Below are 19,067 nucleotides of genomic sequence, written 5' to 3'. Positions count from 1 at the left end.
CATGTTCGAATTCTATGCCGCAAACCCCGCGGCGTCGGCCCCGAACGCCACAAGAACCCCGGCCTGTGGATCAATCCCGAACTGTGGATAAGTGCCGTCGAACAGAATGCCCCAAACGCAAAACCTCCCCACGCCTCGGCGCGGGGAGTTTTTTGCAGCCGTATTAGCTATGGGTCGCCGGGCCGGGAAGCGCACCCGGTGCCGGACTTGAGTTCGTCGGTGCACCAGGCGCCGAACCGCCGGGCATGTTCGACGTCCAGATCAAGATGTCTTGGAATCCGTCGTTATAGACGACGCCATTCGGCGGCGCGCCCGTCACATCGAAGTACAGTGTGCCCCTCGACTCGTTGCCCTGTGGGATGGGCGCCGGGTTGAGACCATTCGGGACCTCGGTCTTGTCGATCAGCTTGTAGGTCTGACCGTTGGGGCCGCGCGCCTGGAAGTCTCTCACCATCGGGGTGACGGTTCCGCCGTCGGACCTGGCGGTGATGTCTGCCTGGTAGATCGTTCCCTTCGGCGTGTAGCCGGGAATCGCCATGGTGCTGGGCTGCAGGTTGCTCACCGTGTAGGAGGTAACCATTGCCCCGTCGATCAACTGCTCACTGGCACCGAATCCTTGGATGTTGGGCGGTGCGGCAGACGCAGTTGCTGCGGCGAAAACGCTTACCGCAGCTATTCCCGCGGCGCCGACGGCCGTCTTGACAGTAGTTGTCGTGAACTTCACGTTGGGCTCCTTCATCTTTTCCGTGTAGTTCGTGCGGTAAACCCCAAAATTCGATGCGGGCCAAAACCGCCACCTGTTTGACATAGCCAATCGATGGAAACCCCAAACGTGACCACGTCGGCGAATTACCTTGTCCGGCCTATCTACCTGCGCAAATGGTCCGATATTACTTTGTGCCGCAACGCGGTTCGAACAACTTCTTTAACATTGGTATCAATTGCAACCACTTCGGGAAGATGACGGCACCGTAAACATCTAATACTCACGATCGGTGCCGCCGAAAGAGAACTCGGCGAATCGATTTGGCGTTGGCGTCAAGCTCGGCATGGGTGCCCAGGTGCGAATATTGTTGCCCGGCAACGCTACCGGCGCTTCGGCGCCCGTGCGGCGAACTCGTGCCGTTCGGCGTCGCCGCGATATTCGCAAGTTCAGCGGTTGGCCCGCGACAAAGATGTCTGGTATCAAGGCATTCTCGGTGAGGCATCGGGCAGGCAGAGTCAGGAGGGGTGCGACATGCGGTTACTAGCGGCGGCAATCGCCACCACTGTCGCCAGTGCCGTGACGCTCGGCGTGCCTGCTGATCCGCCCGGGCCGCGGATCACGCTTGCCGACCACACCCGTCCTCTGGAACCTGCCGGGGACCCCGGCGACGGTTCGCTGCCGCTCGGGGAAGCGTGGACGCCGTTTGACGTCCAGCACCCGGCGGTGGGTCGCCTCGCCCCTGCTCTGTTGAGCGCTATCCAGCGTGCCGCCACCGAGGCGGCTGGCAACGGCATCACCATGACCATCACGTCGGGCTGGCGGTCGCCGGAATTTCAGCAGCGTTTGCTGGACAACGCTGTGCAAACGTACGGCAGCCTGGCCGCGGCGCGGCAATATGTGCAGACCCCGGAGATGTCCAAGCACGTCGTTGGCGAGGCGGTCGACGTTGGCGGTGTAGGCGCTGACCAGTGGTTAGTCGCGAATGGGTCGCGCTTTGGGTTGTGCAGGATCTACGCTAACGAGTTGTGGCACTTCGAACTGGCCGCGGACGCACTGGGGAACTGTCCAGCACTTCTTCCGAACGCCGCCGGATAGCCGAGCGTCAGTGCGCGTCTGTGCGCCGCACGCCGTTCAGCAAATTCCTCGTCGTGATGTGTGCCGTCGTGCTGTGTGTCGTGGGCGTGGCATGCGCCGGATGCAGCGGGGGCACCGGCAAGCCGTCTGCGGGTCAGAGTGCCAAACCGAGTGCGGGTGCGACCGGGGCCGGGGCGTTGTTCCAAGGCGCTGAGCCGTTCACCAGTCAGGTCAGCGGATCAGCCGTGTCCAAACGCAGCGCAGCAATCATCCAGGCACTGAACGGGATGGGCGGTTGGGGCAATGGCAATGCCTTCCAGATCGACTTCTCGATCCCACTCTTCTACGCCGACCACGGCACGCCGCGCGTACAAGTCGTCGGGGCCGAAGATTACTGCTTCGGCGGACCGGACTGCGACCGCGTTCCGGCGCGCATGCCGGTACCCGCCGGCGCGTACTTCGAGGGGTCGAAGGACCTGACGTGCGACCCGTCCGGCGACACCGAGGGTCAGGGCGACTGCCATCTACTCGTCGTCGAGCGTGACGAGCACAAGCTGTACGAGGTCTATCAAGGCTCGAAAAAGGGCGATGCGATTGCCGCCAAAGGCTTATTCGTGTGGGACCTGAGCAAGTCGTATCCGGAAACGCTGCGCGGCGATCAGTGCACCAGCGCCGACGCCGCCGGGTTTCCGATCGCTGCGCTGTTGCCGACGGCGGACGAAGTCGCGGCCGGCACGGTGAATCACCCGCTTCGGTTCATCCTGCCGAACAGCCGGATGAAGAAGGGCGTTTTCGTGCGTCCAGCCACGCACGCCGGGGGACCGGACAGCGAAGATCCGAATGCGCCGCCGTACGGGGTGCGGTTCCGGTTGAAGGCCGACTTCGACGAGTCGGGTTACTCGAAGTCTGAAAGGGTGATTCTGCAGGCGCTGAAGACCTACGGCATGCTGCTGTCGGACGGCGGGGAGATTCCGCTGACGTTCGCAGACGACCGGACCAGCACCGCGAAGTGGCCCGACCTCGGAATCAAAGCCGAATCCTTCAGCAAGATCGGCGTCGACCAGTTCGAAGTGGTCGAACTCGGCGCCGAGGTTCCCCTCACCTACAACTGCGTCCGCAATCCCTGAGTCTGACGATCACGGTCAGCCGGACGCGATGTCACGGCCGATGATCTCCTTCATGATTTCGGTGGTGCCCCCGTAGATGGTCTGCACCCGGGTATCGAGATAGGCTCGGGCAACCGGGTATTCGGTCATGTAGCCGTATCCACCATGCAGTTGCAGGCAGCGGTCGAGTATGCGCTTCTGCAATTCGCTGACGTACCACTTGCCTTTGGCGGCATCCACGGGACTGAGTTCGCCGGCGTTATACGCCAGCACCGACTGGTCCGTGTAAGCGGTCGCGACGTCGATCTCGGTGGCCATCTCGGCCAGCTCAAACCGGATGTGCTGCTTCTCTTTCAGCGGTGCGCCGAACGCATGGCGCTCTCGGCAGTACTGCGTCGTCAAGTCGAAAATCGCACGGGCCGTGGCGATAGCTTGCGCGGTGACGCCGAGACGTTCGCGGGGGAGATGACTCATCAGATAGCGCAGACCCTGGCCAGCTTCACCCAGAAGGTTTGCGACCGGCACTTCCGCGTCCCGGAAGAACAATTCGGCCGTGTCTTGCGCGGGCAGCCCGATCTTCTCGAGCTTGCGTCCGCGTTCGAAGCCGGGTGTATCACGTTCGACGACGAAGAGGCCGAAGGCGCCCGTGCCAGTGCGAGCGGCGACGATGACCAGATCAGCCATGATGCCGCTGGAGATGAATGTCTTCTGGCCGTTGAGGATCCAGCGGTCACCGACGTGGCGTGCGGTGGTGCGAATGCCGCGAAGATCGCTTCCGGCTCCGGGTTCGGTCATCGCCAGCGCGCCGATGAGTTCTCCGGTCGCGAAACCGGGCAGCCAACGTCGTCGTTGCTCTTCGTTGGTGAGGTCCAGCAGATAGTGCAGAACGAGGTCGTCCTGCAGGCTGATGGTCAGGCCGAACGACAGCGCGTTGACGCGGGCCACTTCCTCGCAAACGACCATTCGATAGCGGTAGTCGAATTCTCCTGCTCCGCCGTACTCTTCGCCGACGCCAAGGGCGTAGATGCCGGCCTTGGCGGCTCGTGCGAATACGGCACGGTCTATCCAGCGATCGCGGTCCCAATTGTCCTGAAATGGAACGACTTCGTGTGCGAGGAATTCCGCGACGGTTTCCCGATAGGCTTCGTGGTCGGGGCCGTACAACGACCGCCGCATGTCAGATCCACGTCCCGGCCACGCGAATTAATTTAACATAGAATCGAAAATAACACCACGGCTGAGCCGCCTTGTCCGGGTGCCCCGGACGCCTTGCCGGACGAGCGAGCGCCGGCAACGGCGCAGATGGGACAGCCGGTACCGGGGAGGCCGGCGGCCATGGCGGGTCGATTGTCGGTAATGGCGGCAACGGTGGGTCTGCTGCTGCGGATGGCACGGTCGGCAAGGGTGGGTCGGCCGGCCTGATCGGGAAGGGCGGCAACGGCGGGGAAGGTCTGTCCTCGTCATTCGGTGGGGCTGGCGGTGCCGGCGGCCTACTGTTCGGCGCTGGCGGCAAGGGCGGGCTGATCGGTTTTCACGGAGCAAACGGGAAGCAGTAGCCAGCGCAGTCTACACTGCGGCCACCGAAGCCACAGTCACAAGCGATTACAGATCCGTAACCGAATAAGTCAGCCCTTGGTCCCCGCGCGGGCGGTCGTCCTTTTAGGCACCGGCTTGCTGGCAGGGGAGGCGGGGCTCAGCCCGTTGCGCACCAGGATCTGCGCGTTGGAAACCATCGTATCCACCGATCCCTTTTTGAAATCCCACCATTCGGCTGCCCAGTTCAGGGCACCCATCACGAGCATGCGCGCGTAGCGGGCGTCGAGATCGGCTCGGATCTGGCCCTCGGCGATCGCGTCGGCGAACAAGCGCTGCCAGATCTTGCCGTAGGCGGTGTCTTCCTTTTTCTGCCTGGTGCGCAGGTGTTCTGGGATCTGGCCGGAGTTGCGGATCGAGGCCGTCGTGTAGTCGGAGAGCTCCAATTCATGGCGCAGGTGGGCTTCGACCGCCGTCATGATCTTGTCCATCGGCGACGTGTCCGCCGGCAGCGCGTCCAGGGTGTCCTGCAGATGCCGGCGCATGTCGCTGATGCCGCAATACATGACCTCTTCGATCAGGTCCTCTCGCGACGGGAAGTAGTAGTAGATCGCCGGTGCCTGCAGCTCGGCATAGTCGGCGACGTCGGTCAGCCGAGTGCCCGCAAAACCTTTGACGCTCAGCACATGGGCGGCGGCATCGAGAATCCGCGCGCGCGTACGGGCCGATTTGGCGTCGACGCCGTTTCGGCGGGCGGTGGCGGAGCCGACTTTTTTAACCATCGTTCAATAGTCTAGCTCAGGGCTTCCGCCGCATCCGTGCACGCAACGCTCCGATCCGTCCGCCGTTGTCCTGGATGCGAAATTGCCTGAGCATGGTCCGGGCCGCATTCTGGCCGGGCATGCCGCTGATGCCCGCAACCGGGTGGGTCCCCGATCCTGGTGGCGTTCGTCGGCTGCGTGTTCACCTGGGCCAGGATGCAGGCCGCCGAACGCCCCGTCGGGCAGTCTCCGATCGAGGTCGGCGTGGAGCGGTGGCGACCTGCGCTGCGGCCCCACTTGCGAAACCTCGCGGTGCTGGGCTTCTGCATGGTCACGTTGTGCTTCGTCTACCACTTGCCGTTCCGCCCTGCCCAGTTACCTGCTGCCCGGCTAGGGCATCGTATAGCCACCGCTGACCGAGATCAGTTGGCCGGTAACCTGTTTAGCGGCCCGGGCCGACGATAGCCACGCCACCGCCTGGCCGATGTCCTGGGCGGTGGTGAGCCGGCGCATCGGCGTGTCCTTCAACATGTAGTCGATCTGGCTCTGGTTGAACACGTTGTCTTGACCGACCGACCAGAGGCTCGCCGCGCCTACCGCGTCCGGGCTGTCCGGGATCACCAGGCCGGGGCACACGACGTTCGACCGGATCCCGTGGCGTCCGTGCTCGCGGGCGGTGGTGCGGGCCAGCGCCACCATGGCGGCTTTGGACGCCCCGTACACTCCCTGGCGGATCTGGCCGAACGCGGCGTCGCTGGCAATGAAGACGATCGATCCGCCGCCGGCGTCTTTCATCGGCCCGATCGCCGCTTGCGTCGCGGCAATCGCGGTGAACAGGTTGATCTCGATGGTGCGCTGCCATTTGTCGCGGTCGGTGTCGGTGGCGATGAAGCCGGGAACGCTCCAGCCGGCGTTGTTCACCAACACGTCGATGCCGTTCCAGGCCTGCACCGCACAACCGATCGCGGTTTCGGCTCCGCCGGGTTCGGTGAGGTCGGAGATGGCCAGCTCCACCGCCGCCGCGCCCTTCTCCAGGGCTTCGCCGCGTACCTTCTCTGCTTGCGGCGCATCGATATCGCTGACGACGATGCGCGCGCCCTCGGTGGCGAACACGTGCACGATGCCACGCCCGATGTTCGACGCGCCGCCCGTGACGACGACTCGTGCGCCGGCCAGTCCCAGATCCACGGTGTTCCTCCCTGGGCCGGGCTTGGTTGAGCCGACCCGTTGGTTTAACCTAGATTAGAAAATTATGCTTAAGTTTGTCTATCGGTCGCGGTGAATGACGAGAGAGCGTGTGCATGGGCGAGGTGCGGGTTGCGGTCGACGGCCGCGTTGGGCGTATCACGCTCAACCGGCCGGACCGACTGAACGCGATCGATGTCGCCCTGGCCAAGCGCCTCGGTTGTGCCATCGCCGACCTGGGCCACGATCCCGACGTGAATGTGATCGTCATCCGCGGTGCCGGTGGAAACTTCAGCGCCGGAGGCGATTTCGCCGAGGTGGAGCGACTGCGCGCCGAAGGCACTGCGGCGCTGACGTCGTTGTTCGTGGCGTTCCGCGCGGCCTGTGACGGGATCGCCGGCGTGGACGTTCCGGTGATCGCCGCGGTCGAGGGCGTTGCGGCCGCCGGCGGCTTCGAGTTGATGCAGGCCGCCGACATCGTGCTGATCAGTGAAAACGCCCGCATCGCCGACAGCCATGTGAAATTCGGGATGATCCCGGGCGGTGGCAGCACCGCCCGATTGCCGCGCGTCGTCGGACGCCAGCAGGCCTTGGGGCTGCTCCTGTCCGGCGACGAGTTCTCCGGGGCGGACGCGGTACGGCTGGGCCTGGCCTACCGGTCCTACCCGGAGGCCGAATTCGACGCTGGGGTAGCGGGATTCGCCGATGTCCTGGCGGCCCGCAGCCGCGAGGCGGTCACGACGATCAAGCGGCTGGTCAACGGACATCTGAACAAGAGCTTGCCGAAAGCGCTCGATGCCGAGCTGGCGGCCGTCGTGGACCACATTGAGGCAAGCGAATGAGCGCTGCGCCCGTCACATTACGGACCGACAGCGGGATCGCCCGGTTGCGGCTCAATCGGCCCGAGGCGTCCAACGGGCTCAACGTCGAAATCCTCAAGGCCCTGCACGAGGCGATCCTCGCGTGCCACGCCGATCCGCTGGTCAAGGTGGTGCTGCTGACGGGCGAAGGCCGCAACTTCTGCGCCGGCGGCGATGTCAAGACGTTCGAGGCGAAAGGGTCGGCACTGCCCGACTATCTGCGCGAGGCCACGGCGTGGCTGCAGTTGGCCACCGCCGCGCTGATCCAATTGCGAGTTCCGGTGGTCGCCGCGGTGCAGGGGTTCGCGGCCGGAGGTGGTGGTCTGGGTCTGGTGTGTGCGTCGGATCTGGTGGTGGCGGCGCGCTCGGCGAAGTTCTTCTCAGGTGCCGTGCGGGTGGGGATGGCGCCCGACGGCGGCTCGTCGGTGACTCTTACCCAGCTGGTCGGGCTGCGCCAGGCGCTGCGCATCCTGCTCACCAACCCGACACTGAGCGCGGACGAGGCCGCCGAGATCGGCCTGATCACCGAAGTCGTCGACGACGACCTGCTTTCCGGGCGCGCCGAGGAAATCGCCACGCAGTTGGCCGCATTGCCGCCCCTGGCGCTCTCGGCCACCAAACGACTGGTGTGGAGCGGTGTCGGGCAGTCGGTCGAACAGCGCCTCGCCGAGGAGGCCCGCACCGTCTCTGAACTATCCGGCACCGCCGACTCGCTGGAGGGTCTGCGCGCCGTCATCGAACGCCGACAACCGAGGTTCACTGGAAAATGACGATCCTGATCGACCACGACGGCCCCGTTCGCGTCATCACGCTCAACCGGCCCGAGGTACGCAACGCCATCGACATACCGTTGCGCATCGCGTTGGCCGAAGCGCTCGAGGCCGCCGGTGACGATGCCGCCGTGCGGGCGATCGTGCTGACCGGAGCCGGCCGTCTGTTCTGCTCGGGCGGGGACATCTCGACGATGAAACCGATGCCTGAGGGCCGGGCCGTCGAACGAATCCAGATGGTGCAGCGGGTCATTCGGGCCATCTGGAACGCTCCCAAGCCGGTGCTGGCGGCGGTCGAAGGGGGTGCGTTCGGTGCCGGAAGCGCGCTGGCGGCCGCGTGCGACCGGGTCGTCGCGGCGGACGACGCGCGATTCGCCACATCGTTCATGCATGTCGGCCTGGCCGGAGACATGGGTGCGTACGTGTCGCTACCGGCCCGGATCGGTACCGCGCGGACCCGTCAGATGCTGATGATGGGCCAACCGATCAACGCCACCACGGCGCTCGAGTGGGGTCTGGTGGACGAAATCTGCGCACCCGGGGGAGCGCTGCGACATGCCGTCGCCGACGCCCGGCACGTGGCCGATCTTCCGGCGGGAGCGCTGAGCGTGATGAAGAAAATGTTGACGCTGGCGCCGACGTTGCATCCGTTGGATGCCCTCGACCGCGAAGCCGCTTACCAAGCAACGCTTTTCGAGACCGACGACTTCGCCGAGGGCATTGCCGCGTTCAAGGAGAAACGATCGCCGAACTTCGGTGACAAGTCAGGAGCAAAGCCGTGACACCGCTGATTCAGCGCGACAAGGTGCACGGGTCGCTCTATACCAACCCGGAGATCTTCGCCGAGGAGCTGCGCAAGATCTGGTACCGCACTTGGGTATTCGTCGGGCACGAGAGCGAGGTGCCGCAACCCAACGACTACGTCCGCAAGAAGCTCGCCCTGCAGGACGTGATCATGACCCGCGATCGTGACGGCCAGATCCACCTGTTGCTCAACCGATGCTCGCACCGGGGAAATCAGGTTTGCGACGCGGCCAAGGGTAACTCGGGCTCGTTCCGTTGCCCCTATCACGGCTGGACGTTCCGCAACACCGGTGAGCTGATCGGGTTCCCCTTCTTCAAGGGCTACGGGCAACGCAAACTCGACCTGCCGATGGGACGGGTGCCGCGGACGGATTCCTACGGAGGTTTCGTGTTCGGCAGCTTCGCCGAAGACGGGCCTTCGCTGGCAGAGCATCTCGGTGCGGCCGCCGGCGAGATCGACCGCCTAACCAGACTGTCGCCGGAAGGGCAGGTGGCACTTTCCGCGGGCTGGCTGCAGCACCAGACCCGGGCCAACTGGAAACTGCTGGCCGAGAACGAAACCGATGGCTATCACCCGCAGTTCGTGCACGGTTCGATTTTCGGGGTCACCGGAAGCACCATCGGGCCGCTGTACAGCGACTCGTCCAGCGCGGTGACCCGCAACCTCGGCGGCGGGCACAGCGAGAACGACCTACGGCCGGAGTTCCGCAAGTTCGCCGAGCCGATGCGCTGGTTCGGCACGACCGAGTCGCGGGTGCCGAACTACGTCGCTGCGATGCGCGCCAAGCACGGCGATGCCGCCGAGCGCATCCTCGTCGAGGGCGGGCCGCACGTGATGATCTTTCCGAACTTGTTCATCGCCGAGATCCAGGTGTTCAACATCCAGCCGGTGGCGGTCAACGAGTGCGTTCAATACTCGACCGCGGTCCAGTTGGCCGGCGCGCCGGAGCTCAACCATCGCATGGTGTCGCAGTGCGTCGGGTCTGTGGGCCCCGCGGGCATGCTGCTCGCCGACGACACCGAGATGTACGAACGCAACCAGCGCGGCCTCGAATCCCTGGCACCGGAGTGGCTCGATATGCGCCGCGGCCTGAACCGGGAACGCGTCGACGCTGACGGATTCACCGTCGGAGGCGCCACCGACGAGACCGCCATGCGCGGATTTTGGTCGCATTACCGGAGTTTGATGGAGGCGTCGTGACCGCGTCAGTGAAAGTCCCCGCCGAACTGGGGCCGGTGCCGGAGAGCTTCGATCGTTTCGAAGTCGAGCAATTCCTGTTCCGCGAGGCCCGCTACGCCGACGAAAACGACTACGACTCGTGGGAAGCCCTGTGGACCGATGACGCGCTGTACTGGGTGCCCGCCAACGGCGCCGACACCGATCCCAGCCGAGAGATGTCGGTCATCTACGACAACCGGAGCAGGATCGCCACCCGGCTCAACCAGGTCCGCACCGGCAAGCGCTATGCCCAGGCGCCGCCGTCACACGCGCGCAGGCTGCTGAGCAACATCGAATTCCTCGGTGGCAGGGTCAATCCCGACGGCGGTGTGGACCTTGAAGTCGGCGCCAACTTCCTGTTGCTCGAATCGCGGCCGCGCGGCAACCATGTGTGGGGCGGTCGGGCCACCTACCGATTGCGCCACACGGAGACTGGGCTGCGGCTGGCTTACAAGAAGGTGGTTCTGGTCGACAATGACAAGCCCATCCCGACGCTGGGGTTCCTGATCTGATGAGTATCGAGTTCAACGGGCCCGAGGGCGCCGGGCCGGTTATCGGCAGCGAATTCGCCTCGGTAGCCGTCAGCTTTGACGTGCTGGGAAATTCACCGCGGCTGCGGCTGGAAGACCTGCGCACGGGTCGGGTGCGCTTCCTGGATGCGCTGGAACTCGAAACGCTGGTATGGCTGCCCGAACAGAACCTGACCGCGTTGATGGATCCGTCGCGCAACCGCTGGCGGGGTGAATCATGACCGGGGTAGCAGACGTCCCGGTGGGTTGACTTGTCGGGTTCGGCCGTTGACTATGGTCTTACCGCGATTTTTGAATCTGGATTAAGGAGAACGATGGGGTTCAACAACTCGGCGGAGGTCACCAAGTACATCGGAGGGATCTTCGAGACCGCCTTCGGAGATTCGGAGATCGGCCCCAAGCTGGTAGGCACCGGTCTGGTGGTGGCGTTCGACTTCACCGAGCCGGACGCGGTCGTCGTGATCGACATGGCCAACCAGGCTGTGCGCGAAGGTCACGACGGCGGCGCACCCGCGATCGCCACCATGGCCATGACCGCGGACACCGGCAACGCGTACTGGCAGGGCAAGGTCAACCTGCCGCTGGCAATGGCCAAGAAGAAGATCCGCGTCGACGGCAATGTCGCGAGCCTGCTGAAACTGGCCCCGCTGGGAAAGAAGCTGTTTCCCAGCTACATTCAGCGGCTCAAGGACGACGGCCGCGACGACCTGATCGTGTAGGGGCACCGACTATGACGACTCTGGAAACTCCGCTGACCCGGCCGCCGTTCGACCCGGTCAGCATCTCGCCGCTGAGCTTTTGGGCAATGACCAACGAGGAGCGTGAGCCGTCGTTCAAGATCCTGCGCGACGAGCGTCCGGTCAGTTGGCACCCGCCGGTGGAGGGCGCGCTGATCGAGCCGGAGGTGGACGGCGTCTGGGCCGTCACCCGCCACGAGGATGTCGTCTACGTCAGCAAGAACCCCGAGCTGTTCTGTTCCGGTCAGGGCGTGATGATCGAGGCGCTCCCCGAAGACGTAATCGAGGCCACCATGTCGTTCTTGGGCATGGACGGCGCCGCGCATTCCGCGACGCGCCGGTTGATCAGCTCGGTGTTCACTCCGCGCCAGATCGCCAAGACCAAGGACCAGATCGATTGCCAGGCCGCCGCGATCGTCGACGACCTGCTGCGGACCAGGGACGGAGATTTCGTCGAGCAGGTGTCCAAACGGCTGCCGATGTGGACGATCTACGAAATGATCGGGCTGCCATCGGAAAAGCGCGACCACGGGGCACACCTCGCCGACTGCATGGTGGCCTGGAACGACGCCGACGTCGCCGATGGGCGCGAACCCGGTGAACTGCTCGTCGACACGCTGGTCGGGCTTTTGGAACTGAGCCTGGAGCTGACCGCCGAGCGCCGCGCGCATCCAAAGGATGATCTGGCCAGCCTGTTGGTGCAGGCCGAAATCGACGGGCGCCGGCTGACCGACGAGGAGATCGCCGCGTTCTTCGTGCTGCTGTCGGTGGCGGGCAACGACACCACCCGCAATACCCTGTCATTCACCACGATGGCGCTGCAGGACTATCCGGAGCAACGGGCGCTGCTGGAGCAGGACTATGACGGCCTGATCAAACCGGCGATCGAGGAGTTCGTCCGCTGGGCGACTCCGGTCTCGACCTTCCGGCGCACGGCGACCCAGGACACCGTCCTGAAAGGGGTGGAGATCAAGAAGGGTGACTGGGTGTTGATGATGTACGGCTCGGCCAATCGGGATGAGCGAGTATTCAACAACCCCAACACCTTTGACGTCACCCGCAACCCCAACCCGCACGTTGCTTTCGGCGGCGGCGGGCCGCACTACTGCATGGGTGCGTTCCTGGCGAAGATGCAACTCGAAGCGCTGCACCGACAGCTCATCTTCCGTGCGCCCACGCTGCGCGTCGGCGAGCCGACGTATATGACGAGTAACTTTGTCCGTGCCGTCAAATCCCTGCCCTACACCTTCGACTAGGAGAACCGTTGATGGCTGATTTCTCCGGCAAGCGTTACGTCGTCACCGGGGCGGCATCCGGCATCGGCGACGCGGTGTCGCAGCGGCTGCTCGCCGCCGGTGCGCAGGTGCACTGTCTGGACCGCAACACCCCCGCCGCGCCGGTGACGCAACACGTCGAGGTCGACCTCGCCAATCCGCGCAGCATCGACGCGGCGGTCGAGCAACTGGACGGCCTTTTCGACGGGCTGATCCAGGTGGCCGGCATTCCCGGCACCGCGCCCGCGGATCTGGTGCTGGCGGTCAACAGCCTCGCGGTGCGGCATCTGACGGAGTCGTTCTTCGACAAGCTGGCGCCCGGCGCCGCGGTCACGGTGGTGTCCTCGACAGCCGGCTTCGGCTGGCCGTTGCGGGTGAACGCGATTCGCGACCTGCTGGCTACCGATACCTTCGAGGAAGGCGCCGCCTGGTTCAAAGCCAACCCGCAGCAGGGCAACGCCTACAACTTCTCCAAAGAAGTCACCAACGTGTACGCCATGTCGATGGCACTTACGCTGCACCAGAAGGGCTTTCGTATCAACGCTGTGCTGCCGGGCCCGGTGCAGACCCCGATCCTGGCCGACTTCGAAGAGACGATGGGCAAGGACACCCTCGATGGCGTCAAAGCGTTGCTGGGCCGGCACGCCGATCCCGGCGACATCGCCGACGTGGTGCTGTTCCTGGCCTCCGACGACGCCCGCTGGGTCAATGGGCAGACCCTGGCCGTCGACGGCGGACTTATCGGCTCGGTGGCAAGCGGCGTGGTGCCGGCCCCCGAGATCTAAGGTGTGCTGATGGGGATTCGGGTGGATACCACGAAGTGCGCGGGTATCGGGGTGTGCGAGATGGTGGCCGCCGAGGTGTTCGAAATCGGTGACACCGGTCAGTCGCACGTCCTGGATCCCGATCCGGTCGGGGAGCGGCTGGCCGCCGCGCAGGAAGCAGTGGCCAGCTGCCCGACCGGCGCATTGTCGATCGACTGACGGGACCTGACCGGCTCGTCGAGCGCGCGCAAAGTGCCGCCACCAGCGGTGGGTCACTGTACATACACGGTCGCTCGCGCGAAAGCGGGGCCGCAGTAGGCTGCAGCAATGCGGGTAGGCGTGCTGGGAGCCAAGGGCAAGGTCGGGGCGACGATGGTATCGGCCGTGCAGGCCGCTGCGGATCTGACGCTGTCCGCCGAGGTGGACCTCGGGGACCCGCTGAGCCTGCTGACCGACACCGACACCGAGGCCGTCATCGACTTCACCCACCCCGACGTCGTGATGGGCAATCTGGAGTTCCTGATAGACAACGGAATTCACGCCGTCGTCGGCACCACGGGTTTCACCGCCGAACGCCTGGAACAGGTGGAGTCCTGGCTGGCCGGCAAGAATGTGTCGGTGCTGATCGCGCCGAACTTCGCTATCGGGGCGGTGCTGTCCATGCATTTCGCCAAGCAGGCGGCGCCCTTTTTCGACTCGGCTGAGGTCATCGAGCTGCATCACCCGCACAAGGCCGACGCCCCGTCGGGCACCGCGGCGCGGACCGCCAAGCTGATCGCCGAGGCGCGAAAAGGTTTGCCGCCCAACCCCGATGCCACCAGCACCGGCCTGCCCGGCGCGCGCGGCGCCGAGGTCGACGGAATCCCGGTGCACTCGGTGCGGCTGGCCGGACTGGTCGCGCACCAGGAGGTGCTGTTCGGCACCGAGGGGGAGACCCTGACCATCCGGCACGACAGCCTGGACCGCACGTCGTTCGTGCCGGGCGTGCTGCTGGCGGTACGCCGCATCACCGAGCGACCTGGCCTCACGGTGGGCATCGAGCCGCTGCTCAACCTGCAATGAGCTGGCTATGACCCAAACCGGGCGCACCGTGGTCCGCATCCAGTTGTTCATCGCCTTCCTGTGCGTGGCGATGCTGGTGTACCTCGTGCTGCTCGGCCGGATCGCCGTGGCGCTGATCGGCTCCGGCCGCCCGGCCGCCGTCGGCCTGGGGTTGGCGCTGCTGGTCATGCCTTTCATCGGGCTGTGGGTGATGATCGCCACGCTGCGGGCCGGATTCGCGCATCAGAAGCTGGCGCGCCTGATCGCCGAAGACGGAATGGAACTCGACACCAGCGAGCTGCCGCGACGGGCGTCAGGCCGGATTCAGCGAGACGCGGCCGACGCGCTGTTCGCCACCGTGCGCACCGAGGTGGAAGGCGACCCGGACGACTGGCGGGGCTGGTATCGGCTGGCCCGGGCCTATGACTACGCGGGGGACCGCCGCCGCGCGCGGGAAGCCATGAAAACCGCCGTCGAGTTGGAAGGGCGCCAGTGATTGCCAGGACGAGTTCAGATGGCCCGATGACCGCGGTATCGCAATACGTTGATGCCTTCAACCAAGGTGACGCGGTGGCCATGGCAGCGGTATGCGCCGAGCCAATGCAAATCCTCGACGGAATGGCGCCGCATGTGTGGCAGGGGGCAACGGCCACCCAAGACTGGTATGCAGACGTGCTCACCGAGGGCGAGCAGCTAGGGGCATCGGGTTACCACATCGCCCTTGGGGAGCCCAACCATGCCGACGTCACCGCTGACTACGCCTACGTCGTCGTCCCCGCGACCATGACCTTCGACCTCCACGGCAACGAGGTCACCCAAACCGGCTCGGTCTTCACGGTGGCGCTTCGCAAGGTCGAGGCAGGGTGGCGTCTGTCGGCTTGGGCCTGGGCAAAGGGCAATTGATCAGCTCTCACTGGTAGAGGCTTGCGTTCAGCTGTGCCGAAGTTTGCTGGTTGTTCTAGTTCCGGCACATCCCTTCGGAGTCGATCGACAATCTGGTGCGCATCGGGTGGGTTACTGTTTGTCGGTGAAGTCGGCCCTCGTCACTGGCGCGGCGACGGGAATCGGTGAGGCGCTTGTGCTGCGACTCCAACGCGAAGGTTGGCAGGTGTTCGCGGGATATCGAAGCAGCCCACCGGAAAAGGCACGTTGGTTTGGCAAGCCGAACGTCGTCGCAGTGCCATGCGACGTGACCGACCCCGATCAGTTGCGCGCGGCAGCGACTACGCTCGCCGAGCACACCGGCGGCACACTCGATCTTTTGGTGAACAACGCGGGATACTCGCCGCGCGAAGGGGTCATTGAAGCGGCGAACATGGCCGAGTACCGGCGCGCGTTCGAGGTCAATTTTTGGGGACCGGTACAGGTGGTACAGGTGATGATGCCGATGCTGCGCGAGGCTAAGGGTCGGATCGTCAACACCTCGTCGGGTTCGGTGTACATGACCATTCCGATGGCCTCCGCGTACCCGGCGTCGAAGGCCGCACTGATGGTCTTCACCCAGCATCTCCGCATGGAGTTGGCGCCGTTCGGCATCGAGGTCACCAACCTCGTACCGGGTGGCGTGGAAACCCCGATGGTCGACCTGGGACCTGATGCCACAGCGCAATTTTGGGCGTCGATCCCCGAACCCTTGCGGGAGCAGTACCGTCGGCATTTCCTCGATGGCGCCACTGCGATCGGAGACAACTTCACGTTCGAGCCGCCGGATGTCTTCGCCGACGCCGTGTGGAAGAGGATCATCTGCGCGAAGCGCCTCAGGCTCACGTATCTGATCGGGCCGCGCAATGCGGCGGTCCTGCCGTGGTTACACCGCCTGCTTCCAGCCCAGCAGGTACAGAACATCTGGCGTCGTATGTTCAGCAGAAAGGCGGGCGGGTAACCCGAATCCCGTCTGCTGATTTTCGAGGCGGTGCCGGCCGGTGCCTCCAACCCCGAAATCGAAGGCGTGCAAGTGATTCGGTTCCCGGCGAACCTCGGGTACATCGGCGGTGCCCTCAAGCAACCTCCGCTACGGCTAGGGCCTGCTTCGCGATTGCAGACAACCCAGGGAGCCGCTCGAATTCCACCGCCGATATTCGAATGTCAAGCGTTGCCGCCACGCGTGAAGCAAGCTCGACCGACGACAACGAATCGAGACCGAGCTCCACCAGGGGTGTGTGGTGATCGATGGCGTCGGCGGGAATGCCAAGGACGGCTGCGACCTGTTCTGCCAGCATCGAGGTGAGCACTTCGAGCCGCTGGTCAGCGGGCAGGGCGAACAGTTCGGCACGGAAGCTAAGAGCGCTATCGCCCAGGGCCGCGGCAAATTCGGCGAACCTCGTGGAGGACTTCAATGCCGGCTGGCCCGATAGCAGCGTCCGCCAATCTATGTTGGCGATTACGACGTTGGACAATTTGTGGTCGAAGGCCAGAATCGTTGCCAACAGCGCGGGGAGGTGGCCCACCAAAATGTCCTTTTGCCCGAGCACCTCGAGATAGCGGCGCACCTCGGGGGAGGAGTCCGCCATGCCACCGCCGCGCAGCGCCCCCCAGTTCACCGATAGTCCTGCCTTACCGCGCGCCTGGCGCAGTTGAGCCAACGCATCCAGGCCGGCGTTTGCGGCGGCATAGGCAACCTGCAGCGGTATGCCGATCATCGCCGACGTCGACGAGAACAACACAAAGGCTTCCAGGTCGATCCCCGCAGTTTCGGTCGCATGGTGCAGGTTCCATGCACCGTCGAGCTTGGGCGCGATCACTCGCCGCAGGGTTTCGGGCGTGGCCTTTCCGTATGCGCTGTCCTCTGCCACTCCGGCAGCATGAAATACGCCGCGCAGCAGAGGCATCTGCTCGGTGACGCGGGCGATCAGGCGCGAGACGGCGAGTGCGTCGCCGACGTCGACGGCTTCCTCCCGGATGTCCGCGCCGGTGGCGCGCCACGCCTGAAGTCGCCGTTTGGCGCGTCCGCCACGGGGGCCGCTCCTGCTGACGACGATCAGGTGCCGTGCTCCCTGAGAGACCAGCCAATCGACCATTGCCAGGCCGACGGCACCGAAGGCGCCGGTCACCAGGTAGGTGCCGTCGGCGCGGACGGGGAATGAAGGGATCGCCGGCCGAACCGGTGGGTTACCGCCCAGATTCACCACGACGCGGCCCAACTGGGTGCCTCGCGCGACAACACTGAAGGCCTCCGTCAGCGCAGAGGCGTCATAGGTCGTCGCGGGCAGGGGGGCGTAGGTTCCGCCGTCCAGTAGCCCGATGACCTCGGTGGCGAGCTGGTCTGTGCAGGCACGCCGGTGGTTGAACATCCGGTCGACATCTACGGCGAAATATTGCAGGTTGTGGTCGAACGGCCCGAGCTCGATAGCCCCGTTGCTGTAGATGTCGGCTTTGCCGATGTCGACGATGCGGCCGAATTCTGCTGCGGCCTTGAGGTTTTGTCGAAGCGCCTCGCCGGGCAGCGAGGTGAATATGACGTCCGCGCCGTGACCATCGGTGAGCCGCATGACGTCGTCGACGAAGTTGACCGTGCGGGAGTTCACGGTGTGATGCGCGCCGGCGGCGCGCGCGAAGGCTTGTCGTTCCTCGCTGCCGGCGCTGGCGATCACGCGGGCACCGAGATGGCGTGCGACGTGAACCGCCGCCAACCCGGTGCCGCCGGCCGCCCCGTGCACGAGGATGGTCTCGTCCTCGCTCAGCCTCGCCGCATATGTAAGGCTGTAGTGTGCGGTCAAGTATGGAATGAAACTCGCCGCAAGGCCGGGTGCCACGTCGCGAGTAAGAGGTTCGACCACGCCATCGGCCGGATCGAGCGTGAGATATCGGCTGAACATATTCGGAACTGACATCAGAACGACGTCGCCGATTCCGAAGCGGCTGAGGGGATCTGCGCGAGTGACGACACCAATACCCTCCATACCTACGGCCGTCCCGAAGCACGTCCCGCGTAGATTCTGCGGCGTCAGCACGCCAAGAAGCTTCATTGCATCCTTGTAGTTCAGCCCGATCGCGTCGATACGTACCTCGATTTGCCCGGCTCCCGGCGTAATTCGCGGCGTCGCGCGCAGAGCGAGATCGTCGAGTAGCCGCGTTTTCGGCGGCTCGAGGACGAACGATGCCTCCGGATCGACATGCGGAGTCGCTTCCGAATACACATCGAGTCGATCGGCAAGGTCGCGTCGATAGTGGGGAGCGAACGGAAGCCCATCACGTAATGCAATCTCGTCGACAAGCTTTCCGCCATCGTGGATCTCGGTCAGCATCGCCGCGTCCAAACCGCGGTGGTCATCACCGGGTTGCAGGTCGCCGGGTTGCAGGTCGATGTGCCGCCAGCGCACTGACAGTTGTTCGTTCTGCAGCACACGACGTGCCCCAACCAGCGTTGCGTGCAGCACATTCGGCTCATGGCGGTCCCCCCGCAGGCGGAAAGCCCCCATCGTCAACAGAATCGCGTCGATCCGCACGTCGGGGTCGGAGTCAATCGCGGAATCGAATTGCCGTGCCACTTCGACGAGTTCGGCAATCAGGCTGATCTGGTCGTCGTTACCGGCGACGACGAGAACCGTCACGTCGGCTCCCCCGAGCTGACGGATGGTCTGCGCCAGACACATCGGTTGGAGCGGGACATCGGCGGCACAGTCCCGGTGATCTACCCGTCGTCGCAATGGGTTTGAGTGCAGCCCCGAAGGCACGGCTAGTCGTTCAGCAGCCCGGCTTCCCAG

At 64.8% G+C, this 19,067-nt stretch carries 22 protein-coding genes and 1 pseudogene; 18 read left to right on the top strand and 5 right to left on the bottom strand.

The genetic code is table 11. The annotated features are described in order from the left end of the window. Positions 1–163: 163 nt before the first annotated feature. Entirely contained in the window at positions 164–739 is a 576-nt protein-coding gene (locus tag VML93_RS12195; protein ID WP_325610882.1) for an MPT63 family protein, read from the bottom strand. Positions 740–1,237: 498 nt separating this feature from the next. Here VML93_RS12195 and VML93_RS12190 point away from each other — a divergent pair, with 498 nt between their 5' ends. Together VML93_RS12190 and VML93_RS12185 are read left to right on the top strand one after the other, a co-directional pair. Next, positions 1,238–1,801: a M15 family metallopeptidase gene (locus VML93_RS12190; protein ID WP_325610881.1), complete on the top strand. Its 564-nt coding sequence runs from the start codon at positions 1,238–1,240 to the stop codon at positions 1,799–1,801. Between the two features lie 20 nt (positions 1,802–1,821). Continuing rightward, on the top strand, positions 1,822–2,907 hold the full coding sequence (locus VML93_RS12185; protein ID WP_325610880.1) for a hypothetical protein: 1,086 nt from the start codon (positions 1,822–1,824) through the stop codon (positions 2,905–2,907). A 15-nt stretch (positions 2,908–2,922) separates the two neighbouring features. Here VML93_RS12185 and VML93_RS12180 read toward each other — a convergent pair whose 3' ends face one another. After that, positions 2,923–4,062 (bottom strand): acyl-CoA dehydrogenase family protein, encoded by a 1,140-nt coding sequence (locus VML93_RS12180; RefSeq protein ID WP_325610878.1) that lies wholly within the window; start codon positions 4,060–4,062, stop codon positions 2,923–2,925. Between the two features lie 71 nt (positions 4,063–4,133). Here VML93_RS12180 and VML93_RS38580 point away from each other — a divergent pair, with 71 nt between their 5' ends. After that, the gene (locus VML93_RS38580) at positions 4,134–4,442 is read left to right on the top strand and encodes a PGRS repeat-containing protein (RefSeq protein ID WP_414686342.1); all 309 of its coding nucleotides are present in this window, start codon (positions 4,134–4,136) and stop codon (positions 4,440–4,442) included. Between the two features lie 69 nt (positions 4,443–4,511). Here VML93_RS38580 and VML93_RS12175 read toward each other — a convergent pair whose 3' ends face one another. Together VML93_RS12175 and VML93_RS12170 are read right to left on the bottom strand one after the other, a co-directional pair. Beyond that, positions 4,512–5,201 (bottom strand): TetR/AcrR family transcriptional regulator, encoded by a 690-nt coding sequence (locus tag VML93_RS12175; protein ID WP_325610876.1) that lies wholly within the window; start codon positions 5,199–5,201, stop codon positions 4,512–4,514. Between the two features lie 369 nt (positions 5,202–5,570). Further along, positions 5,571–6,368 (bottom strand): SDR family oxidoreductase, encoded by a 798-nt coding sequence (locus VML93_RS12170; RefSeq protein ID WP_325610874.1) that lies wholly within the window; start codon positions 6,366–6,368, stop codon positions 5,571–5,573. A gap of 113 nt (positions 6,369–6,481) precedes the next feature. On the opposite strand from VML93_RS12170, the gene VML93_RS12165 reads away from it, so the two are divergent. The 15 genes and pseudogenes from VML93_RS12165 to VML93_RS38575 form a co-directional block, all read left to right on the top strand. Further along, positions 6,482–7,207: an enoyl-CoA hydratase/isomerase family protein gene (locus tag VML93_RS12165; RefSeq protein ID WP_325610872.1), complete on the top strand. Its 726-nt coding sequence runs from the start codon at positions 6,482–6,484 to the stop codon at positions 7,205–7,207. Then, entirely contained in the window at positions 7,204–7,995 is a 792-nt protein-coding gene (locus tag VML93_RS12160) for an enoyl-CoA hydratase/isomerase family protein (protein ID WP_325610870.1), read from the top strand. Before VML93_RS12165 ends, VML93_RS12160 begins: the two co-directional genes overlap by 4 nt. Beyond that, positions 7,992–8,777, top strand: coding sequence for an enoyl-CoA hydratase/isomerase family protein (locus VML93_RS12155; protein ID WP_325610868.1), 786 nt, complete (start codon positions 7,992–7,994; stop codon positions 8,775–8,777). The genes VML93_RS12160 and VML93_RS12155 overlap by 4 nt, the downstream gene beginning before the upstream one ends. A 5-nt stretch (positions 8,778–8,782) precedes the next feature. Next, on the top strand, positions 8,783–10,000 hold the full coding sequence (locus tag VML93_RS12150) for an aromatic ring-hydroxylating dioxygenase subunit alpha (RefSeq protein WP_325610884.1): 1,218 nt from the start codon (positions 8,783–8,785) through the stop codon (positions 9,998–10,000). Beyond that, the gene (locus VML93_RS12145) at positions 9,997–10,530 is read left to right on the top strand and encodes an aromatic-ring-hydroxylating dioxygenase subunit beta (RefSeq protein WP_325610867.1); all 534 of its coding nucleotides are present in this window, start codon (positions 9,997–9,999) and stop codon (positions 10,528–10,530) included. Before VML93_RS12150 ends, VML93_RS12145 begins: the two co-directional genes overlap by 4 nt. After that, on the top strand, positions 10,530–10,769 hold the full coding sequence (locus tag VML93_RS12140) for a hypothetical protein (protein ID WP_325610865.1): 240 nt from the start codon (positions 10,530–10,532) through the stop codon (positions 10,767–10,769). The genes VML93_RS12145 and VML93_RS12140 overlap by 1 nt, the downstream gene beginning before the upstream one ends. Before the next feature lie 93 nt (positions 10,770–10,862). Further along, complete coding sequence (locus VML93_RS12135; protein WP_325610863.1) at positions 10,863–11,267, top strand: SCP2 sterol-binding domain-containing protein; 405 nt, start codon at positions 10,863–10,865, stop codon at positions 11,265–11,267. A gap of 11 nt (positions 11,268–11,278) precedes the next feature. Beyond that, positions 11,279–12,541 (top strand): cytochrome P450, encoded by a 1,263-nt coding sequence (locus VML93_RS12130; RefSeq protein ID WP_325610862.1) that lies wholly within the window; start codon positions 11,279–11,281, stop codon positions 12,539–12,541. A gap of 11 nt (positions 12,542–12,552) precedes the next feature. Continuing rightward, positions 12,553–13,344: a coniferyl-alcohol dehydrogenase gene (locus VML93_RS12125; RefSeq protein ID WP_325610860.1), complete on the top strand. Its 792-nt coding sequence runs from the start codon at positions 12,553–12,555 to the stop codon at positions 13,342–13,344. A gap of 9 nt (positions 13,345–13,353) precedes the next feature. Beyond that, entirely contained in the window at positions 13,354–13,542 is a 189-nt protein-coding gene (locus tag VML93_RS12120) for a ferredoxin (RefSeq protein WP_325610858.1), read from the top strand. A 108-nt stretch (positions 13,543–13,650) separates the two neighbouring features. After that, positions 13,651–14,385, top strand: a complete 735-nt coding sequence (gene dapB, locus VML93_RS12115; protein ID WP_325610857.1) for a 4-hydroxy-tetrahydrodipicolinate reductase — start codon at positions 13,651–13,653, stop codon at positions 14,383–14,385. A gap of 7 nt (positions 14,386–14,392) precedes the next feature. Beyond that, positions 14,393–14,860 carry a hypothetical protein gene (locus VML93_RS12110; RefSeq protein ID WP_325610855.1) on the top strand — a complete coding sequence of 156 codons (468 nt, stop codon included), beginning with the start codon at positions 14,393–14,395 and terminating at the stop codon, positions 14,858–14,860. A 26-nt stretch (positions 14,861–14,886) separates the two neighbouring features. After that, positions 14,887–15,267 (top strand): nuclear transport factor 2 family protein, encoded by a 381-nt coding sequence (locus VML93_RS12105; RefSeq protein ID WP_325610853.1) that lies wholly within the window; start codon positions 14,887–14,889, stop codon positions 15,265–15,267. A gap of 124 nt (positions 15,268–15,391) precedes the next feature. Further along, positions 15,392–16,246 (top strand): SDR family NAD(P)-dependent oxidoreductase, encoded by an 855-nt coding sequence (locus VML93_RS12100; RefSeq protein WP_325610852.1) that lies wholly within the window; start codon positions 15,392–15,394, stop codon positions 16,244–16,246. Between the two features lie 12 nt (positions 16,247–16,258). Beyond that, positions 16,259–16,366 (top strand): annotated as a pseudogene (locus VML93_RS38575) (flavodoxin family protein); the annotation flags it as partial. Here the strand turns inward: VML93_RS38575 and VML93_RS12095 are convergent. Next, a complete protein-coding gene (locus VML93_RS12095) occupies positions 16,362–18,179 on the bottom strand; it encodes an SDR family NAD(P)-dependent oxidoreductase (RefSeq protein ID WP_414686343.1) in 1,818 nt (605 codons plus the stop codon). The pseudogene VML93_RS38575 and the gene VML93_RS12095 overlap by 5 nt on opposite strands. Between the last annotated feature and the right edge of the window lie 888 nt (positions 18,180–19,067).

Origin of the sequence: Mycobacterium sp. (genome assembly GCF_035499775.1) — a bacterium.
Classification (GTDB): Bacteria; Actinomycetota; Actinomycetes; order Mycobacteriales; family Mycobacteriaceae; genus Mycobacterium.
This window is presented reverse-complemented; position numbering and strand designations above follow the sequence as displayed.